Raw genomic sequence first — 17,491 nt, 5'->3', positions numbered from 1 at the left:
AAGAATACCGAACCAGGGAGACCCCGATTCGGTATTCTAGTATAGTGGCTATTGTCACTTAAATTTTAAATTATGTCTATCTAAATTAGTCTAACTCGTAAACATCGCCGTACTTAGCTTCGAAATCAGCCTGTGTAGCTGGAACCTGGATTTCGCCGCTGATGATCTTAGCCTTAACATCCTCAACTGCTGCGATTACATCATCTGTAAGGAGGTCCTGTGTAGGAGCGATATTAACACCGTTTGATGCAAGATCGTATACTACGTTACCACCCTCAAGTGTGCCGTTTACAAGATTCTCAACTGTATCATATACAGAAACGTCAACTGACTTCATAGCTGATGTAAGAACTGAATCTGGAGCAAGGTAAGCCTGATCCTGATCTACACCGATAGCATAGATGCCATCGCCAGCTTCGTTACAAGCCTCGATAACACCGATACCTGTAGCACCAGCTGCCTGGAAGATGATATCAGCGCCGTTTGTGATCATTGTGTTAGCTGATGTCTTACCAACTGCTGAATCAGAGAATGTGTTAGCATTAATCTGCTGTACCTTACAATCTGGGTTAGCATCAAGAACACCTGCTACATAACCGTAACCAAAACCGTGCATTGTCTCAGAAGCCATACCAAGGACGATACCTACGTTGTTCTTCTGTGTTGTAAGACCTGCAACATAACCTACTAAGTAAGATGACTGCTCAGCCTTGAATGTAAGACATGTTACATTGTCAAGATCTGCGTTTGTAGCATCATCAATAATTGCAAATTTAACGTCTGGATTTGCCTCAGCTGCTGTTCTTGTAGCATCTGCAAGCATGTAACCTACGCAGATGATTAAGTCATAATCCTCATCGATAAATGACTCAATATTAGCGTTGTAGTCAGAATCTGTCTTTGACTCAAGATAGTTAACTGTTACGCCAAAGTCCTTCTCTGCATCCTGAAGACCTTTCCATGCTGACTGGTTGAATGACTGGTCGTTAACACCACCGACGTCTGTAACAAGACCAATCTTTAATTCTGAGCTCTCTGCTGCTCCTCCCTCTGAAGTAGCTGCTCCTGAATTAGATGTCTTGTCTGATGAGCCACCACAGGCCATCAAAGACACTGCCATTGCAGCGCACATGAGTACTGATAAAATCTTCTTTTTCATTAGATTTCTCCTTCTCTTCTCTTTTGTTTATTGTATTTATTTACAATAACAGTTTATATGTATACATAATAAACTGTTATGTGCAAACCAAAAAGGTCAAATGTCCTCTTATAACAAATATTATACTTCTTTTTAATTAAAAAAAAAGCATTTTGTCCCCAAGTGACACCTACACACTCCTAAATACAAGCCCTAATAAACAAATCAGTCCGTTCCTGGAGATCTATAAAAGAGCCATCATCAAGCTTAACAAGCGGGCTTGATAATGCTTTATCCTCAACCATTGTAATAATACCACGAGAATTATCCGACAAAAGTACACCTGTCCCTATATAGGACTGAGCTATATTTTTCAGGAATACCTGTAATATGCCCTGGTCATATTTTGTCCTATCCTCCCTCTGGAACTGGGCGATAACCTCAAATGGACAAATGCCTGCTCGATAACATCTATCCGCAGTCATGGCATCATAAACATCTGTAATTGCAATAAGTTTGGAATATCGGCCGATGAAATCCTTAGTAAGACCATAAGGATATCCGCTTCCATCATTTCTCTCATGATGCTGAAGCACAGCTAGCTTAATGCGCCTGTCGATAGGCACACCATCTAACATGTTATAGCCTAGAATTGGATGCTCAGCCATTCGTCCGTATTCTTCCGCGTTAAGCGCCCCCGGCTTAGTAAGAATACTCTGAGGAATCAAAGCCTTTCCTATATCATGATAGAGTCCACACATGGTAACCACATCAAGTTCCTTTTCATCCTTTATTCCAAGCCAAGTAGCTAGGACTCTAGAGATGATTGCAACATTGACAGAATGCTTGTATGTACTTGTGTCTATCTCTTGGATATTAAGCATCATAGCCATGATGCCTAGACCTGTTGCATGTTTTTTAAATACAACATGTAAATCTTCGATTAATTCCTCATCCTTAAGAGGGGTCTGATGATTTACAAAATCCTCTACTATAGCCTCCAACTTATCTGAGCATTTGTTGTAGGCTCTTTTAAACTCATGGAACTCCTCGCTGTTAACGATTCTCCATGACTGTGTCTCACCTATAAATTCATCTGGCGCTTCAAAATCGTATTGTTTAATGGCATCCTTTTCATCCTGCACCGCAAGCTGTTCCAAGCCATAGTAAGTCACGTGCAAGAGCTGCTGAGCGGTAACTGGTGTACCAGGCTCAGCTAAAACTTGCCCCTTAGGACTGACGATTCTCTCCGCCAGAATCATTCCAGGTTTAATTTCCCCAACATTAATCTTTCTCATTAGCAATACCCTAATTATTCACCAACATCCGCTGCGCTTAACTCGGTATCGTCTGCCGCAATGTAAACCGCAGCCTGTTTGCCCCATTTATTTTTTGGATAAAGCTCCACTACCTTTTCAAAACACTCAAGGGCTGCCTCTGTATCTCCTGTAAGTCTGTAGCTATCTCCTAACAGGAAAAGTGCAGCACCGTCTTTATATGATTCATCTATATCTACTACAGTCTGGAAATTTGCTATGGCACTGTCATAGTTCTCCTCTGTGTAGAATGTATTACCATCGTTGTAGTAACCCTCGATAATAGTAGGTGCTAACTCTTCATATAGACTGTCATATGCCCTCTTGCCTGCTTCTCCCAAAACATCCTTGGAAACAAGCTGAATATAATCGCTGGCAGATTGTGCATCCCCGTCAGCATATAAATTCTGAGCGGCAATAAGATTCTCATATGAAGTAGGAATATCCTGTTTGTTATCATATGCGCTAAGGTCTTCTCTTAGACTGTCTATCTCATTTTGAAGACTCTTATTTTCAGATCTAGCAGACGAAAGCTCCTCGTCTAGAGCAAGCACTGTCTGAGTATTACCGCCAGTAACATTTTCCTTTACAGTTGGAACTACAAGGAAAAAGCAAATCAAAAGACCAACCACAAGACCCATAAGAATATTCATGAAGCTAGCCTTGGAGTTATCAAGCATACTTCTAAAGGAATGCTCTGACATGATAACTGTGTCGTTACCATCAGCAAAGGTGACAACATCGTTTTTCCTTTTCCTACGGCCAGTATTCTCAGCCTTGAGACGCTCTTTTACCTCATGGATATAGCGAATGGTAGTTGTATTATTACTGTCTATTTTAGAAATAGCAGAAAGAATCTTCCTTGCATCCGCATATTTTTTGTCCTGTATATACAAAAGGGCAAGCAGCTGATTAGCCTTAATCAAATTAGGATTCTGGCTGATAACTTTTTTCAGCTGAATCATTGCCAAGTCACGGCTGCCGGCCTTGCAGTACTCAATAGCCTGATTATATTTTTTGATGGTGGAATTAGCCTTACTGAGCAGACCTGGATTATTTTCTATTTCCGCTAAATATCTGTCAGCATCAGGGTTATTATCTTCCTGAAGATTCTTGGATAAAACCCATTCATTGATAGCTCTTACTGTCTCCCCCACCTGATAGTAGCACAGTCCAAGTAAATTTCTGGCTGTGGTATTGTACTTATAGTATTGCAGAGAAGATTTGAGGGCTTCTATTGCACCAGATATATCCTTTACCTTTGCCTTCTCTAAGCCCTGATTGTAGAACACATATGACGTGTAAATGATTTGTTTATATAACAAAATATCGGCGCCGCAGTTAAAACAGACTTTGCTATTTCCCACCTCGGCACCACACATATAACATTGCATTTATTATTCTCCGTAAACCTGCTTATTTAGTCCCGTTATTCTGCTGAGCAGTCATGTTGTACAAGAGGTCTGTCAAATCAGTCAAATCTCTTGCCTTTATGTCTGCTTCCGCCTGTTCTACCTCGATAGCAGGCTCATATTTCTTTAATTCTTCTTCAAAATCAATCACTTTTGTACCTCATTAATTGCTAGCTGCTTGTTCAACAAGTCTGGTGAGTTTAACACCTTCTTCGCTCTTAGAAATCTCGACTCTCTCGTGATTATCATTAATAGAAACATGGTGATTATCTATAGTGATATTGCTACCAGCATACACTCTTCTATACACCTTGATAGTTGCATCTTTACCAGAGACAATTATCTCTTTCATTTGAGCAAGACGCCTCGTCTCTTCCTGTACAACAGCCTCATCTCGTATTCTAACTCTAAGAAGCTGCATGCGTCGTGGATCCTCTTTGAAGTTGATTCCCCTCTGCTCTCCCAGACGGTCAAACTCCTCGATACCCTTTTTAATCTTTGCAACATTGGATGATATTGACTCAATTTTCTTGGCAAGAATATCAAATTCAGCCAAACGTTCTTCATCCACACCAACTGCAACATTTGTTATTGTTCCAAAGGAATTACCTATGTCATTGGCCTCAATACCCTGCACTGCAGAGACAAATCCGCCTATGATAGAGGCATTATTGCCAGTAAGTTCTATTCTTCCCTCGCAACTTATTTTGCTCTTGAAGAAATAGTCAGCACTAATATTGCCTGAGCAAGTTATAACTGCATACTCCACAAACTGAGCTGTTATATCGCCCTTGCAACTAATGACAGTCTTTTCATTGCCCTTAACTCCAGAAAGTAAGAACAAATCCTTGCCTGCTCTGATATCACAATCCTCAATCAATCCATGGATAATTACATTGCCAGCAGCGTCTATAATAGCTCCATCATGAACGCCACCATGAACAATAACATCTCCATTGAATTTGATATTTCCTGTCTCAATGCCAACATCACCGCTGACCTCGTGAACAGGAGATACATTTATCTTGCCCTGGTTAACCTCGATTTTGCCATCAAGCTTTGCAGTATAAGTCAAGTTGTCATTTGAGCGTTCAAAACCTCTACCGATAAGTGGTGGTAAATCTCTAACTGGCTTTGGCTCTAGGACCTGACCGCGGACAGACATACCACGAGCTCCCTGTACAGCTGGATGATAAACTGCAATCACATCACCCTCTTTTACAGTCTCAATTGTCTTGATACTCATGTAGTCTGCAGTTCCATCAGGCCTAATGGTAGGCTTGTGATTGAACTGAGTCTCAAAGCAATATTCAAAATATCCTGGTGTACCCTGAACTTGAGCAGTTCCCTCCGCAACAACAATAGGCCTTCCATATACAGGACTCTCAGCAAGGCGCGCAACTGCATCCTGGTCAATGCCAAAGGAAACATTGGCACTGGTCAAGAACCCAAGTAACTGCTGCACAGAAAACTTGGGTACATCATTTTTTCCATCCGGGATTTTGAAGGTCATAGTTGCCTGCAATCCATCGGACGAAACTTGAACTTTTGGAGCAAATGCGCTAACAGCCTCAGCCATAGGTCCCCCATGAAATGCCTAAAATTAGTTTATGTTACATCATATTAATTATATTAGTTTATTCGTCATTTGTCATTGAATTTTCAAACAATAACAGAATTTTCATTAAATTTTCATTATTAGGCACAATTTAGTACTTTCCGTCGTTTGGAAGGCCCTTAACAGCCTTAACTACACGGCTTGTACCAAGACGGCTTGCTCCAAGGTCAATAAACTTCTGAGCATCATCAAGATTTGCGATACCGCCTGCTGCCTTAATCTTTTTACCATTTGTCATATGGTCTGCCATAAGCTTGATATCATCGAATGTAGCTCCACCTGTAGAGAAACCAGTAGAAGTCTTGATGTAATCAGCATCTGACTTTGACACTACCTCACACATCTTAATCTTCTCATCATCTGTAAGAAGACAGCACTCGATAATAACCTTTAAAAGCTTGCCCTTGCATGCAGCCTTGATTGCATTAATTTCAGCGAGAACATCATCATATCTGCCTTCCTTAACCCAACCAACATTGATAACCATATCAACTTCCTCTGCACCATTATCTACAGCATCACTTGCCATAAAACACTTTGAAGCTGTTGTTGCATAGCCATTTGGAAAACCAATAACTGTACAGATTGGAAGATGTCCGCCCTGCTCCTTAACATAGTCTGCAGCCTGCTTTACAAAGCTAGCTGGAATACAAACTGAAGCAGTCTCGTACTTCATTCCATCATCAACAATACCCTTTATGTCATTCCATGTTGCATCCACACCAAGTAGAGTATGGTCACACTTGCTTAAAATATTCTTTACATCCATTATTTATAATCCTCCTTTAAATCGAACAGCCCCGTAGTTTTCCGTGCTCCCGCAAGCCAACTCCCATTGGTCGCAACAGAAACTCCCCGCCGGCGTGGGTCCCCTCTGTTGCACCCATGGGGCCCTCTTGCTCGCGCTTGCCAAGGTTGTGTGGCTGTTCATGTAATACCAGCCGGTAGGCATCAAACTCTAAGGCTTGTAGCCGTAACCACCGTCCCATCAGGTTGTGGCCGCCTCGTAACCTAAGCCGTTAGGCATCAAGCTCTTAGTTCTCTTAAGCGAAGCATTCTACGCTGAGCGGAGAGAATCTAAGGCTTGTAGCCGTAACCCCGTCGCCATAAAGGTTGAGCAGCCCTCGTAACCTAAGCCGGTAGGCATCAAGCTCTTAGTTCTCTCAAGCGAATCGTTTTAGATGAGCGGAGAGAATCTAAGGCTTGTAGCCGTAACCGGCGTAAGTTTCCTAACGCATGGAAGCTAAGCGTGCCTCAACCTGCGCCATCATTGCCTCGTACTTAGCAAGCTTCTCGCGCTCCTCAGCAACCTTTGCCTCTGGAGCCTTGCTCATGAACTTTTCATTTGAGAGCATGCCACGAGAACGCGCAAGTTCTTTTTCTAGCTTTTCTTTTTCTTTTGTAAGACGCTCTTTTTCCTTCTCGAAATCAACAAGATCCTCAAGTGGAACAAAGAGTGTTGCATCTGGGATAACAGCTGAAACAGCATCATCACCAATACCAAGCTTGTCTGCCTGAACAATTACATCTGTTGCACCAGCAAGTGTTGCAAAAATAGGTGTAATCTCATCAAATGTAGCACGTACATCAGCATCCTCAGCAACGATGTGGATAGCAGCCTTCTTTGAAGGTGGAACATCCATATCTGTACGAAGCTGTCTCATACCACGAACTACATCCTTAGCACGCTCTACCTTTGCCTCATCTACAGGGTAGTTCTTAGACTCATCATACTCAGGCCAAGCTGAAAGCATGATTGTCTCCTCCTCACTCTGAAGTGTGCAGAAGATTTCTTCTGTAATGAATGGCATGAATGGGTGGAGCATCTTAAGAGCATTAGTAAGTGCATATTTTGCAGTATAAAGTGCCGCATTCTTGCTAGCTGTATACTCTGCAGAGTACATACGTGGCTTTACAATTTCGATGTACCAATCGCAGAACTCATCCCAAATAAAATCATATACCTTCTGAACAGCGATACCAAGCTCAAACTTGTCCATATTTTCAGTAACATCTTTGGCAAGTGTGTTTACCTTAGAGATAATCCACTTATCCTCTGTAGCAAGGTCTGCATCGGCTGGCTCTGTTACTGCATTGTCTGCAAGGTTCATCATGATAAATCTTGATGCATTCCATACCTTGTTTGCAAAGTTACGGCTGTTCTCTACACGCTCGTTGTAGAAACGCATGTCGTTACCAGGTGCGTTACCTGTGATAAGTGTAAGTCTAAGTGCATCTGCACCGTAGTTGTCAATAATCTCAAGTGGATCAATACCATTTCCAAGTGACTTAGACATCTTGCGGCCCTGTGAATCACGAACGAGACCGTGGATGAGTACTGTGTGGAATGGGCTCTTTCCTGTGTGAGCATATCCTGAGAATACCATTCTGATTACCCAGAAGAAGATGATGTCATATCCAGTAACAAGTACATCTGTTGGATAGAAGTAATCAAGCTCCTCTGTCTTCTCTGGCCAACCAAGTGTTGAGAATGGCCAAAGTGCTGATGAGAACCATGTATCAAGTGTATCCTCATCCTGCTTCATGTGAGTGTGTCCACACTTAGGGCAAACTGTTGGTGCCTCTGAAGAACGTGCAACAACTGTCTCACCACACTTCTCGCAGTAGTATGCTGGGATTCTGTGTCCCCACCATAACTGACGTGAAATACACCAGTCGCGGATGTTCTCAAGCCAGTGTAAATATGTCTTGTCATAATTCTTTGGAACGAATGTAAGCTCACCTGTCTTGATTGCCTCAATAGCTGGCTTTGCAAGCTCTTCCATAGCAACAAACCACTGTGGCTTAACCATAGGCTCAACAGTAGTCTTACATCTATCATGTGTACCTACATTGTGTGAGTGGTCCTCAATTTTAACAAGGAGTCCCATCTCATCCATCTTCTTAACGATGATGTCACGAGCCTCATATCTATCCATTCCCTCAAACTCGCCACCATTTGCATTGATAGTAGCATCGTCATTGAGAACGTTAATAACTGGAAGATTGTGTCTCTTTCCAACCTCAAAATCGTTAGGGTCATGTGCTGGAGTGATTTTAACTACACCAGTACCAAACTCCATATCTACATACTCATCAGCAACAACTGGAATCTCACGATTTACAAATGGAAGCATTACAGTCTTTCCGATGATATCCTGATAGCGGGCATCCTTAGGGTTTACAGCTACAGCTGTATCACCAAGCATTGTCTCAGGACGTGTAGTAGCAAATGTTACAAATCTACCTGGCTCACCTACGATTTCGTACTTCATGTGCCAGAAATGTCCTGCCTGCTCCTCATGCTCAACCTCAGCATCTGAAATAGAAGTCTGGCAAACTGGACACCAGTTGATGATACGGTTGCCCTTGTAGATGTAGCCCTCGTTGTAAAGCTTAACAAATACTTCCTCTACAGCCTTTGAGCAGCCCTCATCCATTGTGAATCTCTCGCGCTCCCAGTCAGCAGAAGAACCCATCTTCTTAAGCTGGTTGATAATACGTGTTCCGTACTCATCCTTCCAATCCCAGCACTTTTCAAGGAATCCTTCACGACCAAGGTCGTCCTTTTCGATGCCCTGCTTCTTAAGATGCTCAATAACCTTTACCTCTGTAGCGATAGCTGCATGGTCAGTACCTGGCTGCCAAAGCGCAGAGTAACCCTGCATTCTCTTATATCTAATAAGAATATCCTGCATTGTATTATCAAGGGCATGTCCCATGTGGAGCTGTCCCGTAATATTTGGAGGTGGCATTACAATAGTAAATGGCTTCTTGCTGCGGTCCACCTCAGCGTGGAAATAGCCATTCTCCTCCCACTTCTTATACAAACGATCTTCTAGGCCCTTAGGGTCATAAGTCTTTGCTAATTCTTTCATCTCTAACTATCCTTTCTCCGTTAATAGTAACGCGGCAATTTATTTCTTCATGCTCCCGCAGGCCATGGCTATGTAGCCGCTTTGCAAACTAAGCCAGTAGGCATCAAGCTCTTAGTTCTCTTAAGCGAAGCATTTTACGCTGAGCGAAGAGAATCTAAGGCTTGTAGCCGTAACTGGCGTATTTAGCCACCACATTAAGAACGCCCTGTGTACGGCAAATTGCTGTACACAGGGCGTTGATTATCACGCGTTACCACCTGCATTTATCACTCATCTTATTCCTTACGGGAACGACTCGGGTTGGCTTGTACGACCATAGGACGCTTTGTTCACCACCTGCTCCGAAGCTACCTTCCGCAATTCTATTCTAGACCACCTTTCAGCCGGTGAGCGGTCCTCTCTACAGAACGAGCTCTGCGTACTCCTCTTCATCTATGCATTTAAACTTAACTAATAATAGAAAAAATTCCCCATTCTGTCAAGCTAGGTAATAGGGTAATAAGGCAGTACCGCATTTGCGATACTGCCTTAATTTTGCTATCTGAGTGCTTTATCTCGAAAAGGACATATAAAGCATTTGCCATTTCCCCTATCCTATTTCGAGTATTTTTATTACTGTACATTTATTGTTGTTACAATATCTTCGCCTGTGTTCATGTCTAATGTAAGTGTGTGCTCACCTGATGCTAATGATCTCATAATTGCTGTATCAATTGTAAGTGAGAATACACCGCTTGGACTCATGTATACCTTAAATTCGCCTGCACCAGCACTTAAACGCTGACCATCAACGTAAACATTTAATAAATCTGTAGCTGGTCTATTAGCAAATACACTGTAACCTGTATCCTTTGTAGCGTCATAGATTGTGTTAGATGGTGAATAGATAACCCATCCTGCATCAGCCATCATATTTCTGATAGCAGTAAATGCTTCTTCAGTAATTGAATTTGACGGAGTCCCTTGACCTAATCCAACAGTACCACCTTCATTGATTGTTACAAATAGCTCAGGATTATACGCCATTAAATATGTAATTATATTAATAACAGATTCGTCGCTAAAATAATTATTCATTACCCAATAATTTCCATTATCAATTTCCTTTGCTGACAATGGATAATACTCCAGCCTATTTGGTGCGTTTGCAGCAGCCTGTGCTTTTTCTGCGTCAGTTTCCGCTATGCCTGTATAATAATCGGTATTTGAATCAACAAACCATACACCAGTATAATTACCTGCTTCATCCTTCTCAAAAGATACTGCTGTAATAGCATGATAATCGGAGTACTCCTTGGCTTTATTATCCCAGATACCAATAGTAAGAATTAAAGAGCCGCCATATTCTTCTACTAATTCCTCGTAAGTACCAAGCATATTTGTGCTCAAGTCACCATCATCAGCCTCAATAATTATCACATCTGACGCATTAATTTCTGGAATAAATCCTCCATCTGGAGCAGTGGACTTCAACTGGCTTACCTTCTCCGCTCCCTGATCTGGATATGCTCCATCTATAAAGTACATTAATGCAGACTCTGGATAGCCGCCCTCATCTGTAAAACATGTTCTAAAAAAATCGAAGACCTCATCCTCACTCTTAAATACCTCATTAGTTAATGGGTTAATGGCATGCTGTGGGTAGCCTGCATTCCATAGCGCATTTGATGCCGATGCTGCCCAGCAAAGATTAGCATCATAACCTTTTACGCCACACTTTTCAGCATCTGCAATCTCAGGATTTACCACAGCGTCATATCCATATGGATATCCAGGCGAAATATTTTCACTATCTGTTGTGTCGTCTATGTCATCCACATCTGTGTCTTCCAAGTCTGTATCTTCTGTGTCTTCTACGTCTATGACTTCTACATCTGTATCGTCTACATCTGTATCTTCTACGTCTGTATCTTCTGTGTCTTCCACATCTGTATCTTCTACATCTGTGTCTTCTACGTCTTCCACATCTGTATCTTCCACGTCCATGTCATCAATATCTGCGGCCACAGGCGCCTCAGCAGATTCTGTTTCCTCAGCATCTTCTGCAGACTCATCTTCTACTGCCACTTTTTCCTCATCTGTCTCTTCTTCAGTACTAGCAGCATCAGTACCCTGAACTACTATTACTACTGCACTAGCGCTTTCCTCAGATACCTCCTGAGTCTCTGTTGCCTCCTGAACTTCTGTCACTTCCTGCGCTTCTGTCTCTTCCATAGCGCAAGCCTTCACTGGCTGGCAAAGGGCCACCGTAATAGCCATGGCTACGCTAGGAACGCTTAACCATAATTTCTTGTTTTTCATAAACACCTCATTCTTCCTTAAAAAAGTTACTCCCGCGTCCAAGAAACTCTCCCAAAAATAGCACTCCACCGCTGTTGGATAGCATCCCGCAATACATTTACTGTTTCAAGTCAAATCAAATGTAGTCATCTTCATCTTAGACGCTAATGTATTTGCAAACATAAAAACTCTTTAATAAAATATTCTTATGTTGCTAACAAAGTTGTCTCGAGAAATGTATTTCACATTTCTCTCGAATATATTACACAATTATTACATAAAAAGAAAGTCTTTTTTGCAACTTACTCACCTGTGTATTTTTACACATATTTTCATATTTTATCCTTTATAATTCACTATTCCTTATCAATTCAGAATTTTTCTAAAGGCCATTTTCCCTTGAAAAATACAGGGATAGCGCCAATTCATTACATATCCTTTCGCAATAACAAAAAAATTTTTACTTGTAATCATTTTGGATCTGTGATAAAGTATCGCTCGTGTTGATTTGACACATTCATTGGCGTGTCAGCCAAATTACCCAGTTTAGGTTTTATTTTTAATCAGTTTTTTTAACTAAAAAGAAAGGAGGACTATCTCACAATTTAAGCCAAAGACAAGCCCCTAAACTATTTAACTATCAGCTATATTTTTTAAGGAGAAAGAGTTTATGAAAAAAACAAGAAAAACAACAAGGGAAGACTATACCCTTTTTCAGGACATAATGGATACTTACCGCTATCCAGACGGGACATTAAATAAAGTTGCGGTGTTTATTTCAACACTTGCATTAATCCTTTTAATCACTGTGGGACACTTCGTCATTGACGGAATTAAAAATATCAGCAAGATGAATACAGTCACTGCCTCGGAGCTTACCATTGAAGAAATCCAAGATTACATTACAAATTCCTATTTGGATGCCATAAGTAAATATGGAGATGGAAATATTAATCAGGATAAGGCCAGAGAGAACATTTTAAAAATGCTGGCAGAATATTTGGAATCAAGTAATGGATTTACTGACCAACAGCAAGAAGCACTAAATCACATAATCGAGGAATATCTCTTAAGCACAACTATTTATGAAGATGTTAATCAAAATTCAAATGCTATCAGAAACATTTCCAACCTAATCGAAAATAAATATTCAGAGAACAAGGAATATATTTCCCAGCTAAAGGAATTACTTTTAAATGAAATATCCGCAAATACGAATATCGATGAATCCCATTACAAGGAATTAAATGAGCAGATCGAAAAGCTTCAAAACTACGCCGATAATCGAATGGCTGAAAACAATTCAAATTTGAATTCAATGATTAACGAGCTTCGACGTACTTATGAAAATTCTCTTGGAGCAAAAGATTATGGGTCAGAAAATATTTATAACGCAGGCGATTATGTAATTTACAACGAGCGCCTTTACATCTCAACAATCGATAACAATTCATCCTCACCTGAGAACGCTGATAACTGGAAGCTATCTGATTTGGATGAAATCATTAGTAATTTGCAGCGTACAGCTTTCGAAGAAATGGAAAGAATGTACAAGGAACTTTCAGAAAGTTTGGCTGAGCAAAATCAATATCTTACAAATCAAATCAATGAAACTAATGAAAATTTAACCAATCAAATCAATGATACTAGCCAGAATCTGACAAACCTAATTAACGACTCAAACCAGAATCTCACTAACCAGATCAACGACTCAAATCAAAATCTCACTAATCAAATAAATGATTCTAATGCATATTTTTCAAATGAGATTAACACTGTAAATCAGACAATCAGCAATCAGGGTAATGATTTTCAGGCTCAGATTGATGCAATCAACGATTTACTTCACGATAACAATATGACTTTTGAATTCGGCTATAACTCACAGACAGGTGCTTACGGATATTACGTCAACGGCCAATTCAAACCATTTTAACAGAGGATAGAGTTATGAAAAAAATTCTAAAAACCGCAATTAACATCCTGCTATCCGGAACCATCATAGCAGGAACATTTATAAACACCGGAACCATTTCTTCAGCGGAAGAATCCCAAGGTCAAAAGATTTTCATCCCCTTTAGAAGTGATTTAGTAAAATATGTTACTAGCAATGCCGGAAACAAAGATACCATCATCCAGTCTCAATGGTTTAGATTATTTAAAGAAGAGACAGACACCCCCAACTGGTCTAGCACCTACTACAGTGACTACACCAGTTCAACAGGCATCACCCTCTCTTCTAAAAACACTCAGGTAACATACAATTCCAGCTTTGATCCATTTCTTTATAGAACCATCACCTCAAATTCTGATTTTATTTCAAATTGGATAAATACAATCCCAACTGTATTTGAAGGTTATTGCAACGGCTATAAAAACCACCCTGTTTTCTGCGATGGTATTGTGGACTTAACTAAAAATGGCTACATGTTGGGAGGTGGCTACAAAAAAACCAATAACATTTTCGAATACGGATTTACGAATAAAGATTATTGGGATTTGAAGGTGCTTGCCATTCTCTCTTTCAAATGGAATGAAATCAGCACCACACAAAAGAACTGGTGCAAAACCTATTTGCCTTATCTCATTCCCGACTATGAATCACGAGGCGCTAGTGCAATTGCTGCAAAAAATAACAACGAAGACCTATATAACTTAATGACTATTTCAAACGAGGGTTTCAATTCCACAAAAGGTCAAGAATTTTTCAGCTATGCAAATAGCAATAATGAAATTCGTATAGGCGAATTATTTAATAATATTTTTTCTGCAAATAAGAAGACCGGAGACATCCGCACATCTGATGTCTACACCGAAGTAAATCTAAATGGAATCTTCGGCGGCGATGCAGATTGCGATTACAACGGAAGTAGTCTAGGTGATGGAGACTATGACTGGTTTGCATATAATATATGCTTTTCTGGGGATGGTATTTGGAGTCGAATCCGAACTTTCACAGATGGAGATTCAGCTGCTGCAATCCTAAAAAAAGAATGGCTTCTTAGATACTATGCAAAGCATTCTTCAACTGGAGCCACAAGCAGCGTAGCTAACGCCATCGCAAAGCAAGGACAAACAGAGACGATAGTTTGCGGGTCTGCTACTATGCCAGGCTGTAACAAAGCGGTGTGGAATCCTAACAAGGCTGGATTCAATTGTCCTGGCCACAGCACCACCGGTTATGCCACAGTTCAAAAGCCTGTTGGAGTTGAATATATTAGCTTCACTTCAAAAGCCAAGGGATACAAATGGAAAATCGTGGACACCGCAACCGGTACTGTTATTTCTGAGAATATGGAAAACTATAGTGTTTCTCCTACAATAAAACTGGACGCCAAATATATATGGTCCTCTTCTATTTCAGTCTACGTAGAATCATACTTCCAGAAAAAAGGAGAACTAATTGGCGTTGGGGCATGCTACTCTGGCGAGGAGACTACTAGTGTAAATTGGACCTATGTAGTTTTAAATAAATGTGAGGTAAACGGACACGATTATCAATATTCATACCATTTCGATTCCAATCACCAATCATGTACTGCAGAGGGAATTTGTCGTGGGTGCGGTGACAGAAAATCATTTGTGGATTCCTCTTTATCAAAAACTGAAGACAGTTCTGCCTATATTTACACCGCAGATTTTGCCCATACTCCTGTTGCTCCAAGAAGCACTCGAGTAGAAAAATCAACTGGAACCTATACTTATAGAGCAAGTGATAAGAATGCCATTTCTGGAAAGACCCACGATTCTCAGTCCGTATCTAAAATATATACTGGAGCAGGCTTCACTCTCCACACCTCAATATCCGGCACCTGCTCTCTTTCCTCCGGATATATCAAACCAGGTGCAAAATCTATTACTATCTCAGCTTCCGGTTCAAAAAATACATTTACCATTTATAACAAAAAAGGTGGTGCAATAAAGACAATTACCCTCCTGTCCCTCTATCAGGGCGAGACAAAATATACCTTTGACCTAAGTGGCTGTTCTGACGCTGAGCTTGATGGTGCCTATGTAGTAATCAACATGTACTCGGAGGATGAATATCGCTCAGGCATGGAAATTGGTCAGGGTGCCAAATCCACTTCCACCATCAATTTCAACTATATAACCATAAAATATTAAAGAAAACCAATTGATATTTTCAAATTATAGAGGAGATTTTCACATGAAAAAAAGAGAAATTGGAATAGTCATAATATGCGCTGCAATTTTTGGATATTCATTATCAACCACAGTAGTGGCCGCTGAAGAAACTATAGATAATAATATATGTTCCACCAGTTGTGATGACAATCATGAAGACAGCTTAGATTCTGATGAAAAGGATTTAAACTCTGACGCATCTGAAATAGAAACTGAAAATGAGGATTTAGGTTCTACTGATTCTAAAGCAGAAACTGAGAACGAGGATTTAGATTCTGATGACTCTGAGACAGAAACAGAGAACGAGGATTTAGATTCTGATGACTCTGAGGTAGAAACTGAGAACGACGCTTTAGATACCAGCGATTCTCTATTAGAGGTTACTGAAGAAAGCTGCACCGATATCTGCCACATAGATATCATCTATAATCAAGAATACTACGTCATTGAAAATTTGTGCCCTACAGGGGAATTGGAAGTGATGGAACTTTCAGCTAGTTTCAGTGTCAAAAAAGGGGTGCCTCTAGCTGTTGACTTAGATGATATCTCACCAGAAGTTAGGAAAATTATTTCTTCTGTAGATCAGCTATCTAATAACATAGACAATAGTTTTGAAATCAGAGCATACGTATATGCGGATAACAAAGTAAAGATTGAAAGCATTAGTAAAAAAGATGTTGAAACTGTATCATGCCAAGTAACTGTAATTAGTGACTCAGAAGATTCAGAAGAATCTAACAAAGAAGAAACTTCCGAATCTGAAACACCTATTAACTCCAGCAGCGATGATTCTTCCGCTGGTCAGGATAATTCAAATGAATCTTGTAATGAGGATTGTTCATTACAGGAAAAAAGAACTGACTCCACCTGGGAAGACAGTTCTAGTTCTGATAACTAAATTAAATTAAAATGCTTAAGGGCATTGTAAATGCCATCCTCATCAAAGGCCGTAGTGACATAGTCCGCTGCGGCTTTTGCTCTGTCTGTACCATTGCCCATAGCAATACCGTAGGCTGCTGTCTGAAGCATCTCCAAATCATTTTCGCTGTCGCCTACTGCATATGTATTCTTAGGATCAATACCTACCAGTTCACAGGCCTTAAGCATTCCAGTTGCCTTACTGTGCCCTGCTGGCACAAGCTCACATACGCCTGAATTATGTTCAATAATTGAGTAATGCTCAGATAACTTCTCAAAGCACTCAATTCTTTTGTCAGCCTCAATATCTGTAGCGCAAGACATTTTATTGATTACCCAATCGCCGTAATAATCGCCACCGATTGGCACAAGATCCTCGCCTACATCTCTACGAAGTATATTGCCAAATCCATCATCAAATCCAAACTCGCTATCGTCCATATAGATTTTCTTAGGCCCCTCTAATATAGGACGAATACCGTATTTACGAACTAGCTCGATTGTTTCCTTGGCAAATCCCTTATCTAATATTTTTTCGTAGATAATTTTGCCATCAATTTCAATGTGGCAACCGCAAGAACAAACGATGCCATCAAATCCAAGGCTAAGCAAATCCTTGTCCTGAATAAAAGCTCTGGCTCTACCACTACATATAAAAGCTAAATGCCCATTCTCTCTAAGCTTTTTAATAGCCACTCGAGTGCTATCAGGTATGTACTTGTCATAGTTCCAAAGTGTACCATCTATATCAAAAAATACTGCCGACTTTTCCACGTAATAAAACT

At 40.5% G+C, this 17,491-nt stretch carries 12 protein-coding genes; 3 read left to right on the top strand and 9 right to left on the bottom strand.

The features are described from left to right. Window positions 1–85: 85 nt before the first annotated feature. From BLP50_RS03965 to BLP50_RS03930, 8 genes are all read right to left on the bottom strand, one after another. On the bottom strand, window positions 86–1,159 hold the full coding sequence (locus BLP50_RS03965; protein ID WP_090151379.1) for a BMP family lipoprotein: 1,074 nt from the start codon (window positions 1,157–1,159) through the stop codon (window positions 86–88). A gap of 179 nt (window positions 1,160–1,338) precedes the next feature. Next, on the bottom strand, window positions 1,339–2,436 hold the full coding sequence (locus BLP50_RS03960) for an HD-GYP domain-containing protein (protein WP_090151376.1): 1,098 nt from the start codon (window positions 2,434–2,436) through the stop codon (window positions 1,339–1,341). 14 nt (window positions 2,437–2,450) lie between these two features. Continuing rightward, window positions 2,451–3,848 carry a tetratricopeptide repeat protein gene (locus BLP50_RS03955; protein ID WP_090151374.1) on the bottom strand — a complete coding sequence of 466 codons (1,398 nt, stop codon included), beginning with the start codon at window positions 3,846–3,848 and terminating at the stop codon, window positions 2,451–2,453. Between the two features lie 22 nt (window positions 3,849–3,870). After that, window positions 3,871–4,017, bottom strand: coding sequence for a hypothetical protein (locus BLP50_RS14285; protein WP_176753674.1), 147 nt, complete (start codon window positions 4,015–4,017; stop codon window positions 3,871–3,873). A gap of 12 nt (window positions 4,018–4,029) precedes the next feature. Next, a complete protein-coding gene (locus BLP50_RS03950) occupies window positions 4,030–5,445 on the bottom strand; it encodes a DUF342 domain-containing protein (protein ID WP_090151371.1) in 1,416 nt (471 codons plus the stop codon). A 130-nt stretch (window positions 5,446–5,575) separates the two neighbouring features. Next, window positions 5,576–6,253, bottom strand: a complete 678-nt coding sequence (gene deoC / locus BLP50_RS03945) for a deoxyribose-phosphate aldolase (protein ID WP_090151368.1) — start codon at window positions 6,251–6,253, stop codon at window positions 5,576–5,578. Window positions 6,254–6,713: 460 nt separating this feature from the next. Then, window positions 6,714–9,362, bottom strand: a complete 2,649-nt coding sequence (locus tag BLP50_RS03935) for a valine--tRNA ligase (protein ID WP_090151363.1) — start codon at window positions 9,360–9,362, stop codon at window positions 6,714–6,716. A 612-nt stretch (window positions 9,363–9,974) separates the two neighbouring features. Further along, window positions 9,975–11,663 (bottom strand): hypothetical protein, encoded by a 1,689-nt coding sequence (locus BLP50_RS03930; protein ID WP_090151360.1) that lies wholly within the window; start codon window positions 11,661–11,663, stop codon window positions 9,975–9,977. A 649-nt stretch (window positions 11,664–12,312) separates the two neighbouring features. Between BLP50_RS03930 and BLP50_RS03925 the strand changes: the two genes are divergently transcribed. From BLP50_RS03925 to BLP50_RS03915, 3 genes are read left to right on the top strand one after another with little or no spacing between them, the layout of a single operon-like run. Further along, window positions 12,313–13,578 (top strand): hypothetical protein, encoded by a 1,266-nt coding sequence (locus tag BLP50_RS03925; RefSeq protein ID WP_090151357.1) that lies wholly within the window; start codon window positions 12,313–12,315, stop codon window positions 13,576–13,578. Between the two features lie 14 nt (window positions 13,579–13,592). Beyond that, on the top strand, window positions 13,593–15,767 hold the full coding sequence (locus BLP50_RS03920; protein ID WP_090151354.1) for a hypothetical protein: 2,175 nt from the start codon (window positions 13,593–13,595) through the stop codon (window positions 15,765–15,767). A 43-nt stretch (window positions 15,768–15,810) separates the two neighbouring features. Beyond that, the gene (locus BLP50_RS03915; protein WP_090151351.1) at window positions 15,811–16,686 is read left to right on the top strand and encodes a hypothetical protein; all 876 of its coding nucleotides are present in this window, start codon (window positions 15,811–15,813) and stop codon (window positions 16,684–16,686) included. Here the strand turns inward: BLP50_RS03915 and BLP50_RS03910 are convergent. Next, window positions 16,683–17,480 carry a Cof-type HAD-IIB family hydrolase gene (locus tag BLP50_RS03910; protein WP_090151349.1) on the bottom strand — a complete coding sequence of 266 codons (798 nt, stop codon included), beginning with the start codon at window positions 17,478–17,480 and terminating at the stop codon, window positions 16,683–16,685. The genes BLP50_RS03915 and BLP50_RS03910 overlap by 4 nt on opposite strands. Between the last annotated feature and the right edge of the window lie 11 nt (window positions 17,481–17,491).

Origin of the sequence: Pseudobutyrivibrio sp. AR14, from assembly GCF_900101325.1 — a bacterium.
Classification (GTDB): domain Bacteria; phylum Bacillota; class Clostridia; order Lachnospirales; family Lachnospiraceae; genus Pseudobutyrivibrio.
Note: the sequence above shows the minus strand (reverse complement) of the source record. Positions and strands in the feature narration are given on the sequence as shown.